Genomic DNA, 24,587 nt, shown 5'->3' on the forward strand with positions numbered 1-24,587 from the left:
AATACTTGTTCTTTGTTGGTCATGGTTTCTTTGCAAATTACAAATTTTTTAAGAAATGGGAAATTTGTCGTGCACCCATATGGAATCGCTTTATCTTCATTGGTGTTTGCTTGTGCAAACTTGTTGTTAATGGCGATTTCATACATGATTCTTATTTACTTTTTTCTCCATAAAATACTTAAAACAAATAAAATATTTTTCATTTTTATGTGATACACATCTTACATTTTCATTTTTAATATTGTCATCCATAATTGATTACTGGATTAATTATAGTATATTTGAGTAGCTATTAAACCTAAATTTACATTGATTATGATACCTAATATGTTAACCGACTTTCTGTTAAAAATTCCACTGATAAATCAATCGGATATCGTAACTGTCTTGATCATTGTAGTTGTGTTTTTTTCGGTATTGCTTATTTTAGGTATTAGAAAATCCTATAAACTTAAAAAGGAAAATGACCGTTTGGATAAGATAAGTGAAGATTTAGCTAAACAGGAAGAAACTTATAAGGATTTTACTGATGGGCATATGTATGGCGGCAATTGAAAATGTTTAAACCAGTTCATAATATAAAACCAAAAAAGCCTGTGATCACAGGCTTTTTTGTTGTTGTGTAACTAGCACATAATTAACGTACCAACTTTTTATACTTAATCCGTTTCGGCATCAAATCGCCTCCCAAACGTTTCTTTTTATTTTCTTCGTATTCACTAAAACTACCTTCAAAGAAATACACTTGACTATCACCTTCAAAAGCCAATATATGCGTACATATTCTATCCAAAAACCATCTATCATGCGATATAACAACCGCACACCCAGCAAAGTTTTCCAAACCTTCTTCCAAAGCACGTAACGTATTCACATCAAGGTCGTTGGTAGGCTCGTCCAAAAGCAATACATTACCTTCTTCTTTAAGCGTCATGGCTAAATGCAGACGGTTACGCTCACCACCGGAAAGTAATTTTACCTTCTTGTTTTGTTCTCCTCCAGAAAAATTAAAACGACTTAAATACGCTCTCGAATTTACTTCCCTTCCTCCCATCAACACCAACTCTTGCCCGTCACTAAAGTTTTGCCAAATGGTTTTTTCCGGGTCTATGTTAGAATGCGCCTGATCTACGTAAGCTATTTTAGCTGTTTCTCCTACTTTAAACTCACCTTTATCTGGAGCTTGTTCGCCCATAATCATCCTGAAAATAGTGGTTTTACCAGCACCATTCGGTCCAATAACACCAACTATTCCCGCTTGTGGCAATTTAAAATTCAAATCTTCATACAATAATTTATCATCAAAACCTTTGCTTACACCAACCGCCTCAATAACATTGGTTCCCAAACGTGGGCCGTTAGGAATGTAAATCTCCAGTTTTTCGTCCAGTTGTTTCTGGTCTTGACTCATCAACTTATCATAATTATTTAAACGCGCCTTTTGTTTGGTTTGGCGCCCTTTTGCCCCTTGACGGACCCATTCCAGCTCACGTTCCAACGTTTTCTGGCGTTTGGAAGCCGTTTTGCTTTCCTGCGCCAAACGTTTCGATTTTTGCTCCAGCCAAGAAGAATAATTCCCTTTCCACGGGATGCCTTCACCTCTATCCAACTCCAAAATCCAACCCGCCACATTATCCAAAAAGTATCTATCGTGCGTTACGGCAATTACCGTGCCCTTGTATTGTGCCAAATGATGCTCCAGCCAATGTACCGATTCCGCATCCAAGTGGTTGGTAGGCTCATCCAACAACAACACATCCGGTTCCTGCAAAAGCAATCTGCATAAGGCCACACGACGGCGCTCTCCACCAGAAAGCACACTTATTTTTTTGTCGCCCTCAGGCGTTCTAAGCGCATCCATGGCAATTTCCAATTTGGTATCCAATTCCCAAGCATTCGAAGCATCAATTTTATCTTGAAGCTCTGCTTGTCTTGCCATCAGTTTGTCCATTTTATCTGGGTTTGAATAGACTTCCTCCAACCCGAACATATCGTTTATTTTATTGTATTCATCAAGAATGGCAACCGTTTCCGCGACACCTTCCTTAACGATTTCCAAAACGGTTTTGCTCTCATCCAACTTTGGTTCTTGCTCTAGATACCCAACCGAATAGTCCTGCAAAAAGGTAACATCGCCCTGGTAATTCTTTTCAACGCCTGCTATAATTTTAAGCAAGGTCGATTTACCCGAACCATTTAAGCCTAGAATCCCGATTTTAGCTCCATAAAAAAAGCTTAAATAAATGTTTTTTAAAACAGGCGTATTAGCGCCTTGGTACGTCTTGGTTAAACCAGACATTGAGAAGATAACTTTCTTATCGTCAGACATAATGATTTTTTTGATTTACGATTTTTGAATTACGATTTACGATTTGGGATTTAAGAATTACGATTTGGGATTTAAGAATTACGATTTGGGATTTGGGATTTGATATTTCATAAGAGATACAATCAACTTTAATCGTAATCCAAAATCGTCAACCGTAAATTTCTAAACGCGTCCCTTTAGAGCATTGAACACCCAAGCAATGGCAAAAAAACCAATTCCTACGGTTGCGAATCCCCATCCTGCTACATCATCATACCTGTAAGCTCCCATTAGTATTAAAACCACCCCCATAATCATCATTAAAACGGTGGCCCAAGCCAAAACTGTATTTTTATTCATTGCCATAATCAGTTATTTAGTTTTAGTGCGCAACCTTGAAAAAAGGTCGGGCTTTTCGCTGTATCTTTTTTATGTGTTTGAAAATTGAGATAACAAAGAGATGTATCGAAAACACATAAAAAAGGATGCCGCTGCAATCCCTTGCGCAGATTCACAGCACAAATATCGTGTTTTTAAATAATAAAGCAATTGAACTGGTTTAAACTTTTTCCATTCGCTAAAAAATTATCCCCAAACTAAATTTGGGGCAGGCTCTTTTTCACCCACTTTTCGCCTTTTTTTCCTTCCATAGCTCTGCTATGTAACTCAAAAAAGACTTCAATTGGTCAAAAAACGACTAATTTTCGCTTAAATGTGAAAAGTTTAAATCAGTTCATTCTTTTGAATGCATAATTTTAACTTAATGTCACTCTCCGTTAGTCTATAAAAAATACTGCACGGATACATAAGTATTTGCTCAAAAAAATGAAAAATTGTTAATATTTTCACTGCATTGATATAAATATTTTAAAATTATTTAGCTTTGGGGGCGTCATTACAGTTTTCATATAAAATAAGTCAGTTTAAACACCACTCATTTATTCCTTAGCTATATATGTTGACTTCTAATGATTTCCCGAATAAATAACGATTGTATTTAGTACTAAATAGTTTGAAAATTATAAATCAACATCTTTACAACCTACAAAAATGAAACTCCAGTACCCCAAACTAATCGTATTTATATTTATTGGATTTTCGTTTTTAAAACCGAATGTAGCCAAAGCACAATCGGCAACTAGCAGCGATTTTAACAACACTGTTCCAAAACACGATTTAAGAGGTGTGTTTTTGCCATCCATATCCAATCTAAATTGGCCTACCGATAAAAAAGCAACACCCGCCGTACAAAAAGCAGAACTCATTGCCATTTTAGACCATCTTAAAGCAAATGGTTACAACACCGTTTTTTTACAGGTGCGTCCGGAAAGCGATGCCTTGTACGCTTCCACCATCGATCCTTGGTCCTATTGGCTTACTGGCACACAAGGTACAGCTCCCACTCCATTTTGGGATCCTTTGGAATTTGCTGTTACCGAAGCTCATGCGCGAGGTTTAGATTTACATGCTTGGTTGAATCCGTACCGCGTTAAACAAACACCAACCATGGCATTGGCACCAAATAACGTAGCTAATTTGCACCCATCTTGGACTTTTCAAGCCCGATTAAATAAATATGATAAGGCATTATCTTTAAAAATGTTAAATCCGGGACTTCCAGAGGTACGGGATTATTTGGTTAGCGTCATCCAAGATATTGCCAATAGATATGATGTGGATGGTATTCACTTTGACGACTATTTTTATCCTTATTCCGGTATGGAAGCCAAACCACAAGATGCGCAAACCTATAAAAATTATAATCCCATAGGTATTTCCACTATAGAAGACTGGCGCAGAAACAATGTAAACCTCATGATTAGCATGGTTTATGATGCCATACAAACCATTAACAGCGCCAAAAATAAAAATATCGTGTTTGGCGTAAGTCCGTTTGGGATATGGAAATCAGGCATGCCATTTGGCATTAGTGGCACTTCTTCATTCAGCGATTTATTTTGCGACCCCATTGCTTGGTTAAATGCAGGTAAAATAGATTATTTGGCACCACAATTATATTGGAAAATTACCGGAAAACAAGATTATGTAGCACTTTCCAAATGGTGGAACGATCAGGCAAAACTTTATAACAAACAACTTTATGTAAGCCAAGCCATTTATAAAATTGATGATATCAAACCTTGGGAAATCACAGAAATTCCTAACCAGATTGATCATAACAGAACGGTAACCATGGATGCCACTTTTGGACAAATTGCTTATAGTTATTCCGCCATAAAAAATAATGTAAAAAATATTAACGGCACTTTAAACAGTGCTTTGTTTAAACACAAGACTTTTGCACCGCCCATTTTTGGATTTGGTAAAGACAGTATCTGCCCCATAAAACCCGCTAATGTTCGATTTGAACCGTTAAAGATTTTATGGGACACACCTGTAGCAGCACCAGATGGCGACTTACCAGTAAAATATGTTGTGTATGCCTTTGACACTATTTTTGAAGCCATTTCAAATATGGATGATGGTTCCAAAATACTTGATATTGTTACTGGAAATGAATTAGCATTGACCCAAACGCAACTGGACACTCAAGTTTTTGTAGTTACATCTTTAGACAAAAATAATAATGAAGCAGGCGATTTTATAGAATGCAATGCACCAGAAGTTATAAATACAAATGATAAAAAACTAGTTATTGACCCCATCCTATTTAACGATCAAATAACTATTGCACTATCAGAACTTTATTTTGCAAATTCCATTGATATAAAACTTCTTGATATGAGTGGAAGGGTCGTTTACGATAAAAGGCATCCTGTCCATAATCAGGAAATTCAAATTAAGGACCTGTCCTTATACACCGATGGAAGTTATCTTATTTACTTATTTGATGAAAACCAGAAAATAATCCAATATCAGCTTATTAATAAAAGCGCAAACTAATCGTTTTTTATAATCTTTTGAGTTTTTAATATCCTACAAAATCAAAATAAGGCCTTGTAGGATATTAAAAAGAAATCTTAAAAATTCAGTATTTCAAATTCTGACCTTCTATTCTGTTTATGTTTAATTTCAGAGCATATCGTATGGTCATCACATTCATTGGTCAACTTTTCTTCCCCATAGGCTTTCCCTGTAAATCTGTTAGGTTCCATACCGTTTTGTAACAAATAGTTTAAGGTACTTTGCAGTCTGCCTTCTGATAGTTTTTTATTGTACGTGTTTGAACCTCTAGAATCTGTATGCGAGCTTACCTCAATAGTCAATTTAGGGTATTCGTTTAAAATTGCCATTAATTTTGATAAGGTATTTTTGGATGCGGATGTTAAATTGGATGAATTGTAAACAAAATAAATAGTTTCTAAATCATTTAATTTGTTTTGGATGTCGTTTTTTTCTTTGTTTCTGGCTTCTTCATTTTTCTGTTGGGCCAATCTTTCTTTTTCTTTCTCCAATTTTTCAGCTAACGTTCTTTTTTCATCCGCTACTCTATTCGCAAATGCAATAGAGTCGGTAAGTCGAAGAAGTTCTTTTTCTTCCGCTTTAATCATTTCCAATTTAGCTTCTCCCTTTTTTGTCAACTCTTTTTCTACGTTAAATCTGTAAACCACTCCAACAGCATGTTGTAAATGGTTAGTGTAATTATTGTTCATGGTCCATTTTCCAGTTGAATTGAAGTCTAAACCAAGTCGATCTGAAAACCACGTTCTAAAACCTACCACAGCATTATAAGTACCGCGGGAAATATCGTTGGCATGCGTAAATCCAATACCTACACCTAGATACGGATCGAACCAACCCGTTTCACCAACAATTTTATTTAAATCGTAACTCAACCTGGTATCAAAAGAGTAATAGTTTTCGTTGTTGGTTAAGGGTAAGCCATCCACTGTTTTACCACTTTTATACTTATTGTAAGCTGCAATGGCTTCAATTCCTAAGCCGTTCTTAAAATACTTGCCAATACTTAATCGTGAGGGGTATGGTACGGCATTCCAAGCGTCTTTAATGTCCAATAACCTATAAAATTGGTCATCAGAATCGTCTACCGCATTAAAACCTATTCCAAAGATCCATGAGCTTACTACGATGGAATCTTTTTTTGTTAATTCTGAAGTTTGAGAATGAATAGTGAAAAAATTGGCCAGAATAATAGCCAACAACAATTTAATTTTAGAGGTCATTTCTGTTTGGGTTTATAGAACTCATTTAAACTTTTTTAATTGGCTAAAAAATTGCCTTTTTGCACCCATTTTTCGTCTTTTTTTCGTTCCGTAGCGATGCTATGCAACTCAAAAAAACCTTCAACTGGTGACAAAACGACTAATTTTCACTTCAATCCAAAAAGTTTAAATGAGTTCACAATAATAATAATAATAAACGAAATTATCTAAAAAATAAACCACTATGGATTGGAAATCCATAGTTTTATATTGGCAGACTGAAAGTCTGCCTCGTGAAATAGCCGATAAAGTATAGGGAAAAACACATAATTATTTGTGTTCCCGATGGCTATCGGGACGTGGCTAAAACATTTATAGAAACTAAAGTAACTGCAATGAATCCCGATAGCATCGGGAGCAGGGTTTTAACCTTTAACTTGATAGTAAAAACTTTTAATTTAAAATTAAACACGTTTTAATTCCTCTCTTGGGAGGGGTTGGGGTGGGTAAATTAATATAACCATTTTGTAAATAAGGTAAAAAACATAAAACCCACCCCTAGCCCCTCCAAGGAGGGGAACGGTTTATCAAAAATTTTCAACTTCCGAACACTTATGTTTTGAAAACCTGTGAGGTCTTGACTGTCTTGAAAATTGCAAGCAGTTTGTTTTCTCAAAATTAATTCTGTCACATAATCATTAAAAAGCCCTAACATTTAAAAACATCAGGGCTTTTCACGACTCAGTTTAGAAGCGCTTCAAACTTCATTTTGTTGCAATTTATAACACTTAAAGCTTTTGAGTAACTTAGAAGAAAATTAACCGTTTCTTCTCTCGGTTCAAGTTCGTTCAATTTTTTAATGGAATTTTCAGGGTAAAGTTTTGCCATTTTAATAATTTAAGGTTGAATTTAAGTTATTAACGCAGCTAAATTTACTTTATTGCATCAGTTTGTTAAAATTATATGGTGCTTATCTATTATTTTTCTTAGATTGATAAGTGCATAACGCATGCGCCCCAACGCGGTGTTAATGCTAACCCCTGTTTTATCGGATATTTCCTTGAAACTCAAATCCTCATAAATACGCATTAACAAAACTTCCCGCTGGTCTGCTGGAAGTTCATCTACCAAGCGCCTTACATCCGTTTCAACCTGTTCTTTGATAATGCTGTTTTCAGCATTTAAACTGGTATCGCTTAACACAGAAAAAATATTAAATTCATCGGTGTTGCTAAATTTAGGCATTCTGCTATTTTTCCTAAAAAAGTCTATTACCAAATTATGCGAAATCCGCATCACCCATGGCAAAAACTTCCCTTCTTCATTGTAAGCACCTCGCTTTAAAGTGCGTATCACTTTAATAAACGTGTCCTGAAATATATCTTCAGCCACATCCCTATCATACACTTTAGAGTAAATAAAACTGTAAATTTTGTGTTTGTGCCTGTAGATAAGAGTCTCTAAAGCACTTTCGTCTCCTTTAATGTAATTGCTTACTAAAGTAGCATCGGGTATCAGTTCGTATTGCATAATCATTACTTTTTGTGCATAAAACTAGAGTCTATGCTTGGGGTTATTTGTTTAAAAAGTAATGTTTTGCTATAGGCGAGAGCTGTTAAAAGTTTGATTAATAGATTCAAATATAACAACAATCATTCCTAAAACACAAAATTTAATGCATTTTTTTAACTTTTATTTATGGCAGGGTTCATTTTTTAAGATACCATACTTATAGTATCTTTGCAAAATTATTCCCGTAAAAGCGTATGGCCACTAATATTTCTGAAGTAAATCCTAAAGAAAACATCATTATAAAAGGTGCGAAACTGCACAATTTAAAAAACATCGATGTTGTTATTCCTAGAAACAAATTGGTGGTTATTACAGGGCTTTCCGGATCAGGGAAGTCCAGTTTGGCGTTCGATACCTTATACGCTGAAGGCCAAAGGCGTTACGTTGAAAGTTTGTCGAGTTACGCCCGTCAGTTTTTAGGACGGTTAAATAAACCAAAGGTAGATTACATCAAAGGCATAGCGCCTGCCATTGCCATAGAGCAAAAAGTGAATTCTACCAATCCGCGGTCAACCGTTGGCACCACGACAGAAATTTACGATTATCTAAAATTACTGTTTGCCAGAATTGGCAAGACCTATTCGCCGGTTTCTGGAGTGGAAGTGAAAAAAGACACGGTTTCAGATGTTTTAAACTATTTAAAAACTTTTTCTGAAGGTAAAAAACTGCTCCTCCTCGCTCCTATTTATCTGGAAGAAGGGCGTACCATGGAAGATAAACTGAAAGCGCTACAACAACAGGGCTATGCCAGAATTAAAGTGAATGAAAATGTGGTTAGAATTGATGAGGCAAATTCTTTTAATAAGAAAGACAGCGTTTTGTTGGTTGTTGATAGAATCATTATTAAAGATGAAGAAGATTTTCAAAATAGATTGGCAGATGCTGTACAAACCGCTTTTTTTGAAGGTAAAGGGGAATGCATCATCGAAACTTTAATTGATAATGAACAACGCCCGTTCAGCAATAAATTTGAAATGGATGGCATTGTTTTTTTAGAACCAAACGTGCATTTATTCAGTTTTAACAATCCGTACGGTGCCTGCCCTAAATGTGAAGGGTATGGCGATATTATTGGCATTGATGATGATTTGGTGGTTCCAAACACCGGACTTTCCGTTTATGAAAACGCCATTTTCCCTTGGCGAGGTGAAAGTATGGGTTGGTTTAAAGATCAACTGGTCAATAATTCCCATAAATTCGATTTCCCGATCCATAAGCCGTATTTTCAATTAACGGATGCCCAAAAACAGCTAGTTTGGGATGGCAACCAATATTTTGAAGGCTTGAATTCTTTTTTCGCCGAAATGGAAGCCAAAGCGTATAAAATCCAAAACCGTGTGATGTTGTCACGCTATCGCGGAAAAACCAAATGTAAAACCTGTAATGGCAAACGCCTTCGTATTGAAGCCAATTATATTAAAATTGGTGGCGCTACCATTACCGATTTGGTTGAAATGCCGCTTGATAAATTGGCAAATTTCTTCAAGCAATTGGAATTAAATGATTATGATACCCAAATAGCGGACAGATTATTAAAGGAAATCAATAATCGCTTGTCGTTTTTGGCAAATGTGGGACTGGATTATTTAACCTTGAACAGAAAATCGAATACACTTTCGGGTGGCGAAAGTCAGCGTATTAATCTCGCCACCTCTTTGGGCAGTAGCTTGGTGGGTTCCATGTATATATTGGACGAACCCAGTATTGGCCTGCACCCAAAAGACACCGAACGTTTGATTTTGGTTTTAAAGCAATTACAAAGCTTAGGAAATACGGTAATTGTGGTGGAGCATGATGAAGATATTATGAAAGCTGCCGATACCATTATAGATATTGGCCCTGAAGCAGGCACTTTTGGTGGCCATGTGGTGGCTTGCGGTACGTATGACGATATTCTTGCTTCCGATTCGTTGACCGCGCAGTATTTAAACGAAACATTAAAGATCGAGGTCCCTAAAAAACGTCGGACTTCAAAATATTATGTAGATATTATTGGGGCTCGCGAAAACAACCTTAAAAACATCGATGTCCGTTTTCCGTTGGAAATGCTTACGGTTGTTACGGGTGTTTCCGGAAGTGGCAAAAGTACCTTGGTTAAAAAAATATTGTTTCCTGCACTTCAAAAAAAACTGACCGATTTCTCAGATAAACCCGGCCAGTTTACAACTTTAGAAGGTCATTTCAGTAATATAAAACACATTGAGTTTGTCGATCAAAACCCCATTGGAAGATCGTCGCGTTCAAACCCTGTGACCTATATTAAGGCTTATGACGATATTCGAACGTTGTTCTCTAACCAGAAATTAAGCAACATTAGGAACTACCAGCCTAAACATTTTTCTTTTAATGTAGATGGCGGACGCTGTGAGACTTGCAAAGGGGAAGGTGAAGTAACCATTGAAATGCAATTTATGGCCGATGTACATTTGGAATGTGAAACCTGCAAAGGAAAACGCTTTAAAAAGGAAGTGTTGGAAGTTACTTTTGAAGGTAAAAACATAGATGACATTTTAAACCTGACCATTGATGGTGCCATCACATTTTTTGAAGCCAACCAACAAACCAAAATAAAAACCAAATTGCAACCGCTTCAAGATGTTGGCTTGGGCTATGTGACGTTAGGACAAAGCTCTTCTACCCTTTCTGGTGGGGAAGCCCAGCGTATTAAACTTGCATCTTTCCTTGGAAAAGGCAACAATAAAGATAGAGCCCTTTTTATTTTTGACGAACCTACTACTGGCTTGCATTTTCATGATATTCAAAAGTTACTGAAATCGTTCAATGCTTTAATTGAAAATGGGCATTCCATTATTGTTGTGGAGCATAATTTGGAACTTATTAAATGTGCAGACTATATTATTGACTTAGGCCCTAAAGGTGGCGAAACCGGCGGTCATTTGGTGGCAACCGGTGCACCAGAAGCGATTGTAAAAGTTAAAACTTCTGAAATTGGGAGGTATTTGAAGGACAAGCTGTAGTTGATTTTGTATCCTTAAATAAATCAGGCAAACTTGTTCCGTTGTCATTCTTAACCTGTTTTTTATCATCCTGAACTTGTTTCAGGATCTATTTCAAAACCCAATAGCTTCCACAGATCTTCCCAATTTGGATTGTGCTGTTCAAATTAGAAAACTAAACAATATGAAGTGAATGCCGAAACGCTTGATCGTGTTTCGGGATTTTTTATTTGTCCGTTTAAAGGTTTGATTATGATTTAGCAAAATATAATGAACTTAGAAATAGAAAATAATTTTCGCAAAATAGACTCGGATTAGCAATTAATCACGCATTACGCTGCCCAAGTTGATTATATCTTATATTAAAAACGAAGACAAAATTTTTCCCACAATAACAAGTCTAATACCTTTTCAAATTTCCAAAAGTTATCAACCATAAATATTTAATTGAAAATCAGACACTTAAACCTCTATCCGTTTTTTTTGGCACGCTGTTTGTAATTACATAATCGTATAACAATTAATACCCACAATCATGAAAAAGTTTATCTTCTTATTAGCAAGCTTCATCCTTAGCGGGGTTGCTGTTAATGCAGCCACAACCAACACCGATTTTTCAAATACTATCAACAACCCAGGTTACGGTAACTCTTTTATTTTTGTTGAGGATGGTATAGAGTTTTCGGTGTTCCCCGATGGCCAATTCGATTTTAATATCATACAAGGTAATTCACGGTTAAATGTATCTGTTGGGTCGCCAAACGTAAATATCAGTTTTAACTCTGGGTACGATTATAATGCCTATGTTCAGTATGATGAATATGGCGCCATTATCCAAATAGAGAACACACCTATCTATTATGATTATTACGGGCGTATTTCGCAAGCAGGCAATGTAAACATCAATTATAACACTAATGGTTATGTGTCCCGTGTGGGTGGTTTGTATGTTTACTATAACAATTACAACGTGTTTTCACATTATACTGGTTATATAAACGGGTATAACAGACATTATGTGTACAGACCTTGGCACCGATACTACAGCATTCCGGCGCATGATTACCGCGTAGTTTATAACAGGCCTTACAGACAACATTACCAACCTGTGCGCTATGTGTACCACAGACCGTTTTATAACAATTACAGGCCTAGAACCGCGATTTATAGCAGACGTGGTGAAAGTATTGAAAGAAACAGAAGTTATGCCACCGCATACAGAAGCAATAGAAATGTTACCGAGATCAATAAACATGCCAATTCTAGGTATGAAGCGCCTAACAACAGCAATAGCTCGAGACGTTATGATAATAACAGTCGGGATAACAGAAATTCCCAACTATCGGATAGAAATGATAACAGACGGGATTATTCAAATAACAACAGAATAACCAGGGATAATTCTCAAACAAGCAATAATAAAATGACCAGAGAGCAGGTTAATAGAACTGTAATCTCCAATGATAACAATTCAAGAACAAATGATGTAAGACGTTCAAGAGAAAACACGGTTAACCGAAAACCAAATAACAATAACACTCGTACATATAGTAATACAAATACCAGAAGCGCTCCGCAAGTAGCACAAAGAAGCGCTCAAAATAGCCCAAGAGCAACAGAACAAAGAACCGTTGCCAGATCTGATCAAAGTAAACCAAGAGCCACGGAACAAAGAACTGTTACCAGATCTGCTCAAAGTAAACCGATGGCAGCACAAACAAGAGGCAATTCTGGTAATAACCATACAAGATCGGAATCCACATCAAGAAGACGATCATAACAATTTTGGTTGGTTAGTTTGGAAATCCCTGCGATAAGTTTGCCTCAAAGCAACATCGCGGGGGTTTCTGTTTTATATTCCCGCACAAGCGGTAATCTCATAACTCAATTACCACATAAAGCGAATACTAACCAAAGAGGTGTTCTAGATGTTAAGTTTTTTCTCTTTCTTTTGAATGGGAAAGCTTTTTTGCTTAATCCCATAAAACTTATGTGAGCCGTTTTTTTAGGAAGTATAATAACAAAAAAAGCGTTACAATTTTGAATCGTAACGCTTTTCTAATTTTTAAAAACCATTTGAATCAATAAACAGATTCTTTCTTAAAATGTTTAGTTAATAAATAATAAACAACCGCTCTATATTTGTTACGGTTAGATTTACCATATTGGTCAATAACAGCGGCAATTCCTTTATCTAAATCGGCACTGTCTTTTAATCCTAACTTCTTAATCAAGAAATTGTTTTTTACGGTGGCTAATTCCGATTCGTCTGTTCCAGAAACAGTCGCCGAATCTGCATTGTAAATTGATGGTCCGCAACCAATGGTTACTTTAGTCAATAGATCCATGTCTGCTGTTACACCACATTTTTCTTTTAAATCTGCTGCATACTTTGCAATAAGTTCATCACGTTTGCTCATAATAAATTTTAGTTTTAATGTGTTTATAAAAATACTTGGATTGATGAACTCGTTTATACTTTTTTTAATTGAAGCGAAAAAGTTTAAACCAGTTCAAACCCTAATTTTAAAGATACTTATTTTTAGACACATTAAATAAAGATAAGTCACAAAGAAATCACTTTAAATATTCAAAATAACCCAATAGTACGCCGTCGTTCAAATCCTTGGGCGTAAATACCTCCAACAGTTTTGGGCGTTCATCTTCAATAAAAAAATCCTTCAACGCATATTCCAACGCTTTTTCCTTTGAGACACTTTTATAAGCAAGTCCGTACATTCTGCACAAATGTCTGGCATCCAGCTGGTGTGTCGTTTCAAAATACGTCTCAAAGTTTTTGGTGTTTTTGTGTCCCGGAAGTATTCTAAAAATACCGCCACCTTGATTGTTCACCACAATGATCCTAAAGTTATTGGGAATGTAATTGTTCCAAAGCCCATTGCTATCATACAAAAAGCCTAAATCGCCCGTAATTAAGGTTGTAGGTTTATCGTTTACTACCGCACACCCAATAGCTGTGGACGTGCAACCATCTATACCGCTGGTGCCTCTGTTGCAAAATACCTTGTGCGTTTTGTTGCTGCCAAACAATTGTGTATATCGGATAGCGGAACTATTTCCAATTTGTAAAATATGGTTATTGGGAATGTTTTTAAGTACAATATCGAAGACCTTTAAATCGCTAAAAGGTGCTGTTTTTAAATATTCAGCATGTTTTCTTAAACGACTTTGTTTTACAGACCTCCAAGTGGAATTGTAACTGCTCTTTACATAATGCGTTATTTTAGGCAAAAACACCTTAAAAAACTCATTGGGCGCCACATCAATATGGTTGCTTAAACTGAAATAAGTATCGTTCGCCATCTTCTCATCTAAATGCCAGTGGTATTTTGGCTGGTATTTTCTTAAAAATGTTTTGATCTTTTTGGACACTACCAGACCTCCAAAAGTTAACAGTATTTCGGGTTGCAATGCTCTTTTTTCTTCTTCCGTTAAAGGCTCAATAATTTGATCGATGGACGGAAAAAAACTTTCGTGGTACAAGTTAGAGGTCGTTTCGGTAAATACCACTACACTATCATCTTCCGCCAATTCATTCAACCATTTCTTGTCAATCATATTGGGTTGGTTAGCACCTACCAATATCATTTTTCTGGGTGCTTTGTTCCAATCTTCCAAACACTCATTCAGCACATATTCCTCAATCACTTTTGGTTTGACTATGGGTTTTGTTGCTTTTGGGGTTACCTTTAGTTTATCAACGGTCACGTAAAGCGGTTCATCGAACGGAATGTTTATATGTACGGGGCCTTTTTTTAATGAAGCAAAATTAAGTGCCTCATTAATTTCTTCTTCGTTATGGGTCTGTATATCTTTTTGCAATCCTAAAAAGCGTTCAAATTTCCCTTCCAAATTTTTGAACATGGGCAAATCTTCATTTGCAGGAATATTGTTTTCGTCCTTTACGTCCAGTTTAAGGTTTACCGAATACAGAATATGGTTCTCGAATATGTTTTTTTGGTTAATGGTTTGTCCATCGCCAATGCCGATTAAATGTTTTGGTCTGTCTGCCGACACCACCACTAAAGGTATATCGCTATAAAAAGCTTCTGCCACGGCAGGATAATAATTTAGCAAAGCACTGCCCGATGTACAAACCACAGCGGTAGGCTCTTTTACTTGTTGCGCAATGCCCAAGGCAAAAAAAGCAGCACAACGCTCATCTACAATGCTATAGCATTTAAAATAGGGGTTGTTGGTAAACCCTAAAGTCAATGGCGCATTCCTGCTGCCAGGAGATATAACAATATGTTTTATACCCTTAGCCTTAAAAATCTCTATAACGGTTTGTGCTAGCGGTATTTTTGGATAAATCATATAACTTCAATCAATTTGTAAATGTAATAAAAGCAATCAAATTAGATGAACTCATTTAAACTTTTTCCATTTGCTTAAAAATTGCCCTTTTTCACCTATTATTTGTCTTTTCCTCGTTTCATAGCTTACTATGAAACTTAAAAAAGCCTTCAAATAGTCGAAAAATGTCTAATTTTCGCTTAAACGCAAAAAGTCTAAATAAGTTCAATTACAAAACGTTTTTAATAATAAAAGATTTAGAAATTGTTTCTTGCCACTCACTTTCCGCATTGGAATTTTCAGTAATCCCTCCCCCAACATAAATAATGGCATGCCCCTTTTTTAACTGCATGCAGCGCAAATTAACATACAATTGTGTACTGTTTCTGGTTACGCTATAAGCTCTGTTTTCAATATTCCGGTTACTGGTTCTTGGGGCTGTAGTGGTTTCAAAATTCAATTCGCCTAAAAACCCGGTGTAAAATGCACGGTTGTAGTTTTCGTTTTTTAATATGAATGCTTTTGTTGCTAATTTTGGCAATCCACAAACGGCAGGTGTAGGATGCAAGTCGGAAATTAACTGTTTTAAGTTTGAATCCGATTTCAGTTTCGCAGAAATCATGGTTTTTAAATGCAGCAGGTTTCCAGCTTTTACGGTTTCGGTATCCGAAATTTCCAGACTTTCCACCGATGGTTTTAAACTTTCCACAATAAAATCGGTAACAATTTTTTGTTCAAGTTGTTCTTTTTGGCCCCAAGAAACATTCAAACTATCATGATATTCTTGGGTTCCCGCCAAAGCCATGATGGAAAACCGATGGCCATCAATTTTCATAAGGGTTTCTGGGGTAGCGCCCAACCAAAGCCCAACTTGGGGATGGTACCAGCAATATACAAAAGCCGATGCGTACCTGTTCAAAAGATTTTTGAATATGGAAATAGGATTTGCTGCTGAAAGACTTGCCGTTTCCTGCCTTGATAGCACCACTTTTTTAAACTGCCCGTCTTTAATGGCTTCAATACCTTTTTTCACAAGGTTGATGTGATTGTTTTTTGCTTCTAATGAAGCATTCGTTTCCACCGAGTGGATTTTCGCAGGAATAACAAATTTACCTGAAAAGTTAATAACTTCAGCAGCTTCCAAAGAAATCAAGATGGAATCTTCAGTCTCATCAAAAGGTGCAAAAACGAAGCCTTTTTCCGTAAAGTCGTTTACCAAATGCAAATCATTGGTACGCTGTAACAATGCATTTACTTTGCTTTCTCTAGGTTTTCTGTAAACAACAAATGGCAATTGAGAGCTATAGTGGGTTTCAATACGCTTAAAAAAATCTTCCAAAATGAATGCCTATTTATTTTTTGGTAATGAGATGGTTGTGAGTTTACACACCGAAATTAAATTATTCGCCTCATCGGTAATTTTTATATCCAGCAATTGGGTGGTTCTGCCTTTGTGTATAAAGGTGGCCTTCGCATATACCCAGCCTTCTTTGATGCTTTTTAAATGGTTCGCGGTAATTTCGATACCACGGACAAAAAACCGGTCGGTGTCAATAAAAATATGCGAAGCAAAACTACCAACACTCTCTGCCAAAGCAACCGTAGCGCCACCATGCAAAACCCCATCGGGTTGGTACACTCTGGAATTTACGGGCATTCGCGCAACCAAAAAATCTGGACCATAATCTATAACTTCAATGTTCAATGTTTCCATTAAAGTATTTTTACATACTGCATTTGCTTTTGCTATAACAGTTTCTTTGGTCAATTGCATAGAAATAATGTATTTTTAAAGTCTGTTGCAAAAGTACGAAATACGTATGGAATGTATATGAAATTTAATTTTCAATTTAGAAGATTCCCTCCTACGAGGGAATAAAAAAATTATGACCGCACCCACTTTAGTAAACGAACGTGTAAAACTTATTTTACTAGGTTTAAGCAATTATAAACACCTTACTGAAATAGCACAACAACCTAATTTGGTGCAATATTCCCCCAGCAAAATTGATACGCCAGATGATTTAAAAAAATATGTGCAAACTGCTGTTGATGGCTTTTACCAAAAAACCGCCATCCCTTTTGTTGTGTACGATAAGCAAAAAAACGCGTATGCCGGTAGTACACGGTTTATGAACATTAATTGGAACTATAAGGTGTTGGAAATTGGCTCCACTTGGATTGGTAGGGAGTTTCAAGGCACTGGGCTAAACGCGAACATGAAATACCTCATGTTACAATACGCCTTTGAAGTTCTAAATTTTGAAAAAGTGGAATTCAGAATAGATGAACGCAACATCCGTTCTAGAAAAGCGGTTGAAAAACTGGGGTGTAAGCTTGAAGGTATTTTACGAAAAAATGTGTATTTAATGGATGGTTTTAAACGAAATACCTGTTGCTATGGGATTTTGAAAGAAGAATGGGATGGGATTAAGAATGGTGTTTTTTTAGTTTTTATTAATATCTTCCACGTATTTCTTTATGGATAACGCTTTTGTAAAACTCCTTTAAAGCCTTGTGCGTTTTTGGCGATAAAGCCTCTAAATTAGAAACTTCAGCGTTACCAACCACTTGTTTTGGCGAACTGGCCCCAGGTATAATACAACTTACCGCTTGGTGGTCCAATATCCAACGTAACGCCAATTGCACCATGGTTAAATGATCTGGCAACATATCTTTTTTAATGGTTTCAATAAAATCAACACCTTTTTCAAATGGCAAACCGGCAAACGTTTCGCCCACATTAAAAGCTTCTCCGTTTTTGTTGTAATTTCGGTGGTCGTTTTCTGGAAATGTAGTTTCCTTGGTAAACTTTCCGGTTAAAAGTCCGCTTGCCAATGGTAAACGCACAATAATACCAATGCCTTTGGCTTCCGCTTGCGGAAATAATTCCGTTGTTAATTTTTGTCTGAAAATATTAAAAATAACCTGTAGAGATAATAAGTCTTCTTGTTCGATGCAAATCAAACCTTCTTCAACCGTTTCCACACTGGCTCCAAAATGCTTAATGAGACCTTCCTCTTTTAATTCGCGAAGCCAATTAAAAACATCCCCCTCTTTTAAATACTGTGTTGGAATGCAGTGCAATTGCAATAAATCCAACGTATCTACGCCTAAACGTTTTAAGGAACCTTCAACCGTTTTCCGTAAAACATCTTTTGAATAGGTATCTGGATAAGCATCTGCTGCCCTACCAAATTTTGTGGCAATTCCAATAGGTGTTTTGCAAGTTTTTAAAAATTCACCTATTATGGTTTCACTCTTGCCATTTCCATATACATCGGCGGTGTCAAAAAAAGTAACGCCGTTTTTAACCGCTTCGTTTAAAATATTAAAACCGGTTTCTTGTGATAGTGAATCGCCCCAATCGGCTCCCAATTGCCAACAACCCAAACCCACTTCGCTGACTTTAAATCCAGATGTTCCTAGTGTTCTATGCTTCATGCAACGAAGATATTACATTGACGTAAAACACGGAAATAACCAACAAAAAACTTTTAAGATCTTTAAATTTTAATGCCCTACAGAAATTTTTTCATTAAAGCTAATCCCTTGATCTCTTAAAATCCCTTTAACTCTCCAAGCATAAAAAACTAAATAAGCAAAGCAAAGCACACCAACTATATAACTTGCTTGAATTCCTATAATTTCAGACATATAGCCTTGAAACCAACTCACTACACCTCCACCCAATATCATCATAATCAAAAAACTGCTTCCTTGACTTGTGTTTTTACCCAGGCCACTAACGGCTAATGTAAAAATACAAGGCCATAGCGTACTACAAAATAAACCTACACTTGTAAAGGCGTATACGCTAACCATGCCGTCATTGGTCATTCCAACGCCCAAGGCTATTATACCTAATAGAGAAAATATCAATAACATGCGTGCAGGGTTTCCTTTACTGGCAATATCAGCAGCAATCAATACCAATATAACGAGTGCATACACATAAAAAGGGGTCAAATCATGTTTTGCTATGGCGTTAACAGCCAAAAACACGCCAAAGGCAAGATATGGGGCCACAAAACGTAATATTTTACGAAGACTAAGATCGCTAGTAAATGCCTCCACAGCACCCGTCCAACGGCCTATCATTAAACTGGCCCAATACAACGAAATATAAGGGGCTATTTCAGAAATAGCAAAGCCTAATTTTTGTTCCATATAAGCAGGTAAATTACTTGCTGTTGAAACCTCTACACCTACATAAACAAAAATTCCAATCATCCCCAAAACCAATTGCGGGTATTTCAATGCAGACGATCTTCCTTTCTCTTTACTACCTTCTTCTTCAACAATAGTTTCTGGTTTATCCGGCAATGATGAAAATTTCAATAAAACAGCCACCAATAAAAATGCTAAACCTAAAACCAAATAAGGAATCTTAACGCTCTCAATACTCATGGTTGATGTTTTTCCTATAGAAGTTCCAAAAATGGCAAAACTTACAATAAGTGGTCCAATGGTGGTGCCAAAATTATTAATACCTCCAGCCATGGTTAAACGTTGGGATCCCGTAGAAATGGGCCCGAGAGCAATAGCCAAGGGGTTGGCCACGGTTTGCTGTAATGAAAACCCTAAAGCCACAATAAACAACCCAGATAGCATAAGCGCAAACGATCCTGTATTTGCAGCTGGGTAAAATAATAAAGTGCCTAATGCTGAAATTGAAAGTCCTAAAACCAAGCCATTTTTGTAACCTATTTTATTAATGATATCCTGTTTCATTAAAATGGAAATGCCCATATAGATAAGGGACCCTACGGTATATGCTATATAAAAAGCCAATGATACCAATTGACTTTCTCCTTGTGATAAATTAAATGCTTCTTTAAATACAGGGATTAGAATATCATTGCTTGCTGCGACAAATCCCCAAAAAAAGAAAACAGAGGCTAATGGGATAAATTGTCCCCATTTGGTGGGCGAATTTTCAGTACTCATTTGTAGATATAGATTGGTTTAGAAAAGGTTTTAAATAATTTTAGAGTGTAAATATATTTTTTATTTGGAGACTAAAGCACACTTTTTAAATTATTTTAAAAACCACTTCTTTTTAATCTAAACAATTCCCTGATGGTTCTAGCTCGGGGTTTCCGAATTTACCTCCCCTTTGGGGCAATGCCATTTAGTTAAGGTTCTTTTTAGATCCCGAAACAAGTTCGGGATGACAAACTTATCAGCACATTGTTATGCTGCACTTGTTTCAGCATCTTTTTGTTTGATATTTTTTTGCTTATCATTACCCAATTTCCTTAGCTAAATGACATTGCCCTTAACCCCTCCCATGAGCGGACAGTTACGTATGATATTAAAATTTAAGTAACTTTAATAAAAATTAGGCTGGAATCTAGAAATATAACATTTATCAACACCCTTTAAAGTCTATCACTCTCATACAACAAAAAAATACGTACAACTGCTTATTTTTTTTGACTATTATTAGTTCTACCTTTGGTGTATCACATTAAAAACGAACACGCTATGATACGTCTATATTTAAATCCAACCATCCTGAAAAGTCTAAATTTCAATAAAAAAGACGATACTTTAGAAGTTGAGTTTAAAGATGATATCGATACTTCGGACTTTTTAGATATTCCGATTTCTATATTGCGCAAGTATTTGGAATCCATAAAAAAACCAGTGTTTTGGATAAAGAAGAAGTGCATCACCCAAATTTAAAAATTGTACATTCTAACTTTAAAGCGTCTTAAAAAAAACTATTCCACCCTTTCAATATGTGCACCAATAGCACGCAAACGCTCATCAATACGCTCATAGCCTCTATCTATCTGCTCAATATTTTGAATAATGGACGTTCCTTTTGCAGAAAGTGCTGCAATAAGTAAGGACACACCCGCACGAATATCGGGCGATGTCATGGTGGTTGCTTTTAAGGTCGATTTAAAATCATGCCCAATAACGGTAGCACGGTGTGGGTCGCACAAAATAATTTTTGCACCCATATCAATCAATTTATCCACAAAGAACAAACGGCTTTCAAACATTTTTTGATGGATCAACAAACTGCCTCTAGCTTGTGTTGCTACTACCAAAATAATGCTTAATAAATCGGGGGTAAAGCCAGGCCAAGGGGCATCAGAAATGGTTAAGATAGACCCATCTATAAAACTTTGTATTTCGTACCCATCGGTATGCGCAGGAATATGGATATCGTCGCCACGTCTTTCAACCGTAATACCTAATTTTCTAAATACGTTGGGAATCACCCCCAAATCGTCCCACGATACATTGGTAATGGTCAGTTCGCTTTTGGTCATGGCAGCAAGTCCTATCCAACTCCCAATTTCAATCATATCGGGCAGCATAGTGTGGTGTGTGCCACTTAATTTCTCAACCCCATCAATAATCAACATATTAGACCCAATACCGCCAATCTGTGCTCCCATGCTATTCAGCATCTTACACAATTGCTGTAGGTAAGGTTCGCAAGCTGCATTATATATGGTCGTTCTACCTTGGGCCAAAACAGCAGCCATAACAATGTTGGCAGTTCCGGTAACCGAAGCTTCTTCAAGAAGCATATAGGCACCTTTAAGCCTTTTGGCTTCAACACCGTAAAACTGTTCCTCTTTACTATATCTAAATTTTGCTCCTAAATTAATAAGGCCTTCAAAGTGGGTATCCAATCTGCGGCGACCAATTTTATCGCCACCAGGTTTTGGTATGTAACCTTTTCCAAAACGTGCCAACATTGGGCCAACAATCATGATAGACCCGCGTAAACCACGACCATCTACCTTAAATTCTTCCGATTCCAAGTATTTTAAATTAACATCGTCCGCCTGAAATGTATAGCTTCCGTGTTTTAGTTTTTCAACCTTAACACCCAGTTTTTTCAATAAACTTATCAGTTTATTAACATCTACAATATCGGGGATGTTATGGATGGTAATCAATTCTGGCGTTAGCAAAACCGCACATAAAATCTGTAACGCTTCGTTTTTTGCACCTTGGGGCTGTATGTGCCCCTTTAAGCGATGACCACCTTCAATTTTAAATGTACTCATATAGTTTTAGAAACGTTTTCTTTTATGGTTTGTGGTGCTTTTTTTATGGTGACCGCCTTTTTTAGGCGTACTGTTACTAGAAAATTTAGTTTTTGTTCGCATTAAACTGGTAGCATCGGATAGATCTTCTTCAGAATTCTTCAAATTGATTTTTCCGCCAGAAAGCTCGAATAAATGTCCGTAAATCACATCATCTTCCACCGTGTCTTTATTCCAATTCAAAAAACACTTTTTCATGTGGTTGGCAATGGTATAGGTCAAAGCTTCTTTAAGGTCGCCATCTTCCCAAGTATTGGCAACATCAATCATCGTTTTAATATTGTTTCCGTAAAAACGGTATTTCGGGAAGTTCTGTGGATATTTTAAAGGCTTTGGATGTTCTTCCAGTAGTTCCTTGGTGGGTTTATCATAAGGGGAATCGACATCCAATTCAAAATTGGCCATAATAAAAAGCTGGTCCCAAAGTTTATGCTGAAAATCTGGAACATCCCTTAAATGCGGTTGCATGTTTCCCATTACCGATATAATGGCCTTTGCCACCTTGTTGCGTTCCTCTTTGGTATCGCGGTTTTTAGCGTAATTAATCATTTTCTGCATGTGGCGTCCATATTCCGGAATGATTAAATGTTCACGCTCTGTGTTGTATTCTAAATCGTCTATTGTCAAAATAAAGTGTGGAGTTAAATGTTTTGCATGTAGTTGTTATGCTTGTGCAAAGTACAAAAAAAAACTAAAGACTGATAACGCCTTCAACTTTTTCTGCAACTTCTTTGTATTTTTCAATCACGGCATCGGGGTTTCTCATCAATATATTCACCGAAATACTCGTGTATTTTCCGTTTTTACTCTCGGTAGTATGTATCACTGCCCCCATATTATTAAAAAGCGCTTCCAGTATGGCAATTTTGTGATTGTCCGTTTTAATTATAAACTTATACAAATATTCCGATGGCCAAATCGCCGTATCGTACAATTGCGCTTTTAGTTTTTCGTAAAATTCATCCGGATTTGGAGGTGTACCCATAGCATTTTTATATCCTGCAAATATACAGTTAGTAAACAGATTACAAAAAAATTATAATCATATTTTGGGCGTTACCTTTATCCTGAAACAAGTTCAGGAACCGGGGTCGGGCTTTACGCTGCAAGTCCTTGCTCTCCCGATAGCTATCGGGATCGCTGTGGGCTTTCCGCTCCAATCCCTAACACAGTCGCAGTTTTCAGTCGCACATCTGTTCAAAGTTCAAAAATCGTTAATCATGCGAATCAAGTGTTGAGAAGATTAAAACCCATTATGATTTATAATACAGTATTAGGGGCGTTAGCCCTAAAATCGTCTTAGATACAAACGTTAATTAAATAAAAAGGGGCGTAGCCCTGTTATCTCCATAAAATAACACGATGATGAACAAAAAAGATATAGCCCTGAAATTTAATAAACATGGCAAACACGTACACAATTATTTTATCAAAGATGTCAGGGCTAACGCCCCTAATTCATCATCATGGCCCATTTTGCTACTACTAAGACTACAGGGCTAACGCCCCTAAGTCAAGCGCGCTCTGCAATTTTCACTCGGCTTAATAGTTACAATATTTTAAACCCTTGATTCGCATTAATCGTTAATTTTTAATTCTTAATTTTACAGCTAAAATGTCACTTTTTTGAAAACAAAAAAAATTGTAATTACCGGCGGTCCAGGAACCGGAAAATCAACCCTAATAAACGAATTGATAAAACGCGGTTACACCTGCCTTGAAGAAATTTCACGTCAAGTAACCCTAAATGCCAAAAAAGAAGGGATTGACCAGTTGTTTTTAACCAACCCGTTATTGTTCAGCGAACTGCTTTTAGAAGGCAGGCACCAACAATATCATGATGCCGATAACTTGAATGCAGACATCATTTTTTTTGACCGGGGCGTACCGGATGTTTTAGCCTATATGGATTTTATTGGCGACACCTACCCTGCTTCCTTTATTGAAACCTGCAACCAAGCGGTGTACGACACGGTTTTTATACTAAAACCTTGGGAAACCATTTTTACCAGCGACAACGAGCGTTACGAGAATTTTGAACAGGCTTTACAAATACACGATTGCTTGTTAAACACCTATAAAAACTATAATTACCAATTAATTGATGTGCCTTTTGATACGGTTGAAAACCGCAGCGATTATATTTTAAAAACAGTAAAAATCACACCTTCTTAGAAGGTGGCTTTGGATAACCCCCATAGGGGGCGACAGAGACATTGGTCAAAAATCA

The 24,587-nt window shown here is 36.6% G+C and carries 21 protein-coding genes; 7 read left to right on the plus strand and 14 right to left on the minus strand.

The window, feature by feature from the left end:
- Positions 1-315 precede the first annotated feature (315 nt).
- A complete protein-coding gene (locus ACU1LP_RS16080; RefSeq protein ID WP_445733503.1) occupies positions 316-555 on the plus strand; it encodes a hypothetical protein in 240 nt (79 codons plus the stop codon).
- A gap of 82 nt (positions 556-637) precedes the next feature.
- Here ACU1LP_RS16080 and ettA read toward each other — a convergent pair whose 3' ends face one another.
- A complete protein-coding gene (gene ettA, locus ACU1LP_RS16085; protein ID WP_445733504.1) occupies positions 638-2,329 on the minus strand; it encodes an energy-dependent translational throttle protein EttA in 1,692 nt (563 codons plus the stop codon).
- A gap of 162 nt (positions 2,330-2,491) precedes the next feature.
- Entirely contained in the window at positions 2,492-2,674 is a 183-nt protein-coding gene (locus ACU1LP_RS16090; protein ID WP_445733505.1) for a CAL67264 family membrane protein, read from the minus strand.
- A gap of 684 nt (positions 2,675-3,358) precedes the next feature.
- Here ACU1LP_RS16090 and ACU1LP_RS16095 point away from each other — a divergent pair.
- Positions 3,359-5,212 carry a glycoside hydrolase family 10 protein gene (locus tag ACU1LP_RS16095; protein WP_445733506.1) on the plus strand — a complete coding sequence of 618 codons (1,854 nt, stop codon included), beginning with the start codon at positions 3,359-3,361 and terminating at the stop codon, positions 5,210-5,212.
- A 77-nt stretch (positions 5,213-5,289) separates the two neighbouring features.
- Here ACU1LP_RS16095 and ACU1LP_RS16100 read toward each other — a convergent pair whose 3' ends face one another.
- From ACU1LP_RS16100 to ACU1LP_RS16110, 3 genes are all read right to left on the minus strand, one after another.
- Positions 5,290-6,453: an OmpA family protein gene (locus ACU1LP_RS16100; RefSeq protein ID WP_445733507.1), complete on the minus strand. Its 1,164-nt coding sequence runs from the start codon at positions 6,451-6,453 to the stop codon at positions 5,290-5,292.
- Between the two features lie 720 nt (positions 6,454-7,173).
- On the minus strand, positions 7,174-7,320 hold the full coding sequence (locus ACU1LP_RS16105; protein ID WP_445736783.1) for a hypothetical protein: 147 nt from the start codon (positions 7,318-7,320) through the stop codon (positions 7,174-7,176).
- 57 nt (positions 7,321-7,377) lie between these two features.
- A complete protein-coding gene (locus ACU1LP_RS16110; protein ID WP_445733508.1) occupies positions 7,378-7,962 on the minus strand; it encodes an RNA polymerase sigma factor in 585 nt (194 codons plus the stop codon).
- 236 nt (positions 7,963-8,198) lie between these two features.
- Between ACU1LP_RS16110 and uvrA the strand changes: the two genes are divergently transcribed.
- The gene (gene uvrA, locus ACU1LP_RS16115) at positions 8,199-10,982 is read left to right on the plus strand and encodes an excinuclease ABC subunit UvrA (protein ID WP_445733509.1); all 2,784 of its coding nucleotides are present in this window, start codon (positions 8,199-8,201) and stop codon (positions 10,980-10,982) included.
- A 514-nt stretch (positions 10,983-11,496) separates the two neighbouring features.
- Positions 11,497-12,741, plus strand: coding sequence for a hypothetical protein (locus ACU1LP_RS16120; RefSeq protein WP_445733510.1), 1,245 nt, complete (start codon positions 11,497-11,499; stop codon positions 12,739-12,741).
- A gap of 301 nt (positions 12,742-13,042) precedes the next feature.
- Here the strand turns inward: ACU1LP_RS16120 and ACU1LP_RS16125 are convergent, their stop codons facing one another.
- From ACU1LP_RS16125 to ACU1LP_RS16140, 4 genes are all read right to left on the minus strand, one after another.
- Positions 13,043-13,381, minus strand: a complete 339-nt coding sequence (locus tag ACU1LP_RS16125; RefSeq protein ID WP_445731072.1) for a DUF2853 family protein — start codon at positions 13,379-13,381, stop codon at positions 13,043-13,045.
- A 157-nt stretch (positions 13,382-13,538) separates the two neighbouring features.
- Positions 13,539-15,299 (minus strand): 2-succinyl-5-enolpyruvyl-6-hydroxy-3-cyclohexene-1-carboxylate synthase, encoded by a 1,761-nt coding sequence (gene menD, locus ACU1LP_RS16130; protein ID WP_445731071.1) that lies wholly within the window; start codon positions 15,297-15,299, stop codon positions 13,539-13,541.
- A gap of 208 nt (positions 15,300-15,507) precedes the next feature.
- Positions 15,508-16,617, minus strand: a complete 1,110-nt coding sequence (locus tag ACU1LP_RS16135; protein ID WP_445733511.1) for a chorismate-binding protein — start codon at positions 16,615-16,617, stop codon at positions 15,508-15,510.
- A 9-nt stretch (positions 16,618-16,626) separates the two neighbouring features.
- Positions 16,627-17,052 carry a PaaI family thioesterase gene (locus ACU1LP_RS16140; protein ID WP_445733512.1) on the minus strand — a complete coding sequence of 142 codons (426 nt, stop codon included), beginning with the start codon at positions 17,050-17,052 and terminating at the stop codon, positions 16,627-16,629.
- 112 nt (positions 17,053-17,164) lie between these two features.
- On the opposite strand from ACU1LP_RS16140, the gene ACU1LP_RS16145 reads away from it, so the two are divergent.
- The gene (locus ACU1LP_RS16145; protein ID WP_445731068.1) at positions 17,165-17,767 is read left to right on the plus strand and encodes a GNAT family N-acetyltransferase; all 603 of its coding nucleotides are present in this window, start codon (positions 17,165-17,167) and stop codon (positions 17,765-17,767) included.
- On the opposite strand, the gene ACU1LP_RS16150 is transcribed toward ACU1LP_RS16145, so the two are convergent.
- Both ACU1LP_RS16150 and ACU1LP_RS16155 read right to left on the minus strand, forming a co-directional pair.
- Positions 17,736-18,722, minus strand: coding sequence for an aldo/keto reductase (locus ACU1LP_RS16150; RefSeq protein ID WP_445731067.1), 987 nt, complete (start codon positions 18,720-18,722; stop codon positions 17,736-17,738). The two genes, ACU1LP_RS16145 and ACU1LP_RS16150, sit on opposite strands and share 32 nt — an antisense overlap.
- 69 nt (positions 18,723-18,791) lie before the next feature.
- Positions 18,792-20,228, minus strand: coding sequence for an MFS transporter (locus ACU1LP_RS16155; protein ID WP_445731066.1), 1,437 nt, complete (start codon positions 20,226-20,228; stop codon positions 18,792-18,794).
- Positions 20,229-20,768: 540 nt separating this feature from the next.
- Between ACU1LP_RS16155 and ACU1LP_RS16160 the strand changes: the two genes are divergently transcribed.
- Positions 20,769-20,969: a hypothetical protein gene (locus ACU1LP_RS16160; RefSeq protein WP_445731065.1), complete on the plus strand. Its 201-nt coding sequence runs from the start codon at positions 20,769-20,771 to the stop codon at positions 20,967-20,969.
- A gap of 38 nt (positions 20,970-21,007) precedes the next feature.
- Here the strand turns inward: ACU1LP_RS16160 and murA are convergent, their stop codons facing one another.
- From murA to ACU1LP_RS16175, 3 genes are all read right to left on the minus strand, one after another.
- Positions 21,008-22,318, minus strand: a complete 1,311-nt coding sequence (gene murA / locus ACU1LP_RS16165; RefSeq protein WP_445736784.1) for a UDP-N-acetylglucosamine 1-carboxyvinyltransferase — start codon at positions 22,316-22,318, stop codon at positions 21,008-21,010.
- 6 nt (positions 22,319-22,324) lie between these two features.
- A complete protein-coding gene (locus tag ACU1LP_RS16170; RefSeq protein WP_445731063.1) occupies positions 22,325-22,984 on the minus strand; it encodes a DUF4290 domain-containing protein in 660 nt (219 codons plus the stop codon).
- Positions 22,985-23,048: 64 nt separating this feature from the next.
- Positions 23,049-23,342 carry a DUF493 family protein gene (locus ACU1LP_RS16175; RefSeq protein ID WP_445736785.1) on the minus strand — a complete coding sequence of 98 codons (294 nt, stop codon included), beginning with the start codon at positions 23,340-23,342 and terminating at the stop codon, positions 23,049-23,051.
- 641 nt (positions 23,343-23,983) lie between these two features.
- On the opposite strand from ACU1LP_RS16175, the gene ACU1LP_RS16180 reads away from it, so the two are divergent.
- On the plus strand, positions 23,984-24,532 hold the full coding sequence (locus ACU1LP_RS16180; RefSeq protein ID WP_445736786.1) for an AAA family ATPase: 549 nt from the start codon (positions 23,984-23,986) through the stop codon (positions 24,530-24,532).
- The last annotated feature ends 55 nt before the right edge of the window (positions 24,533-24,587 follow it).

The organism is Mariniflexile sp., from assembly GCF_052728615.1.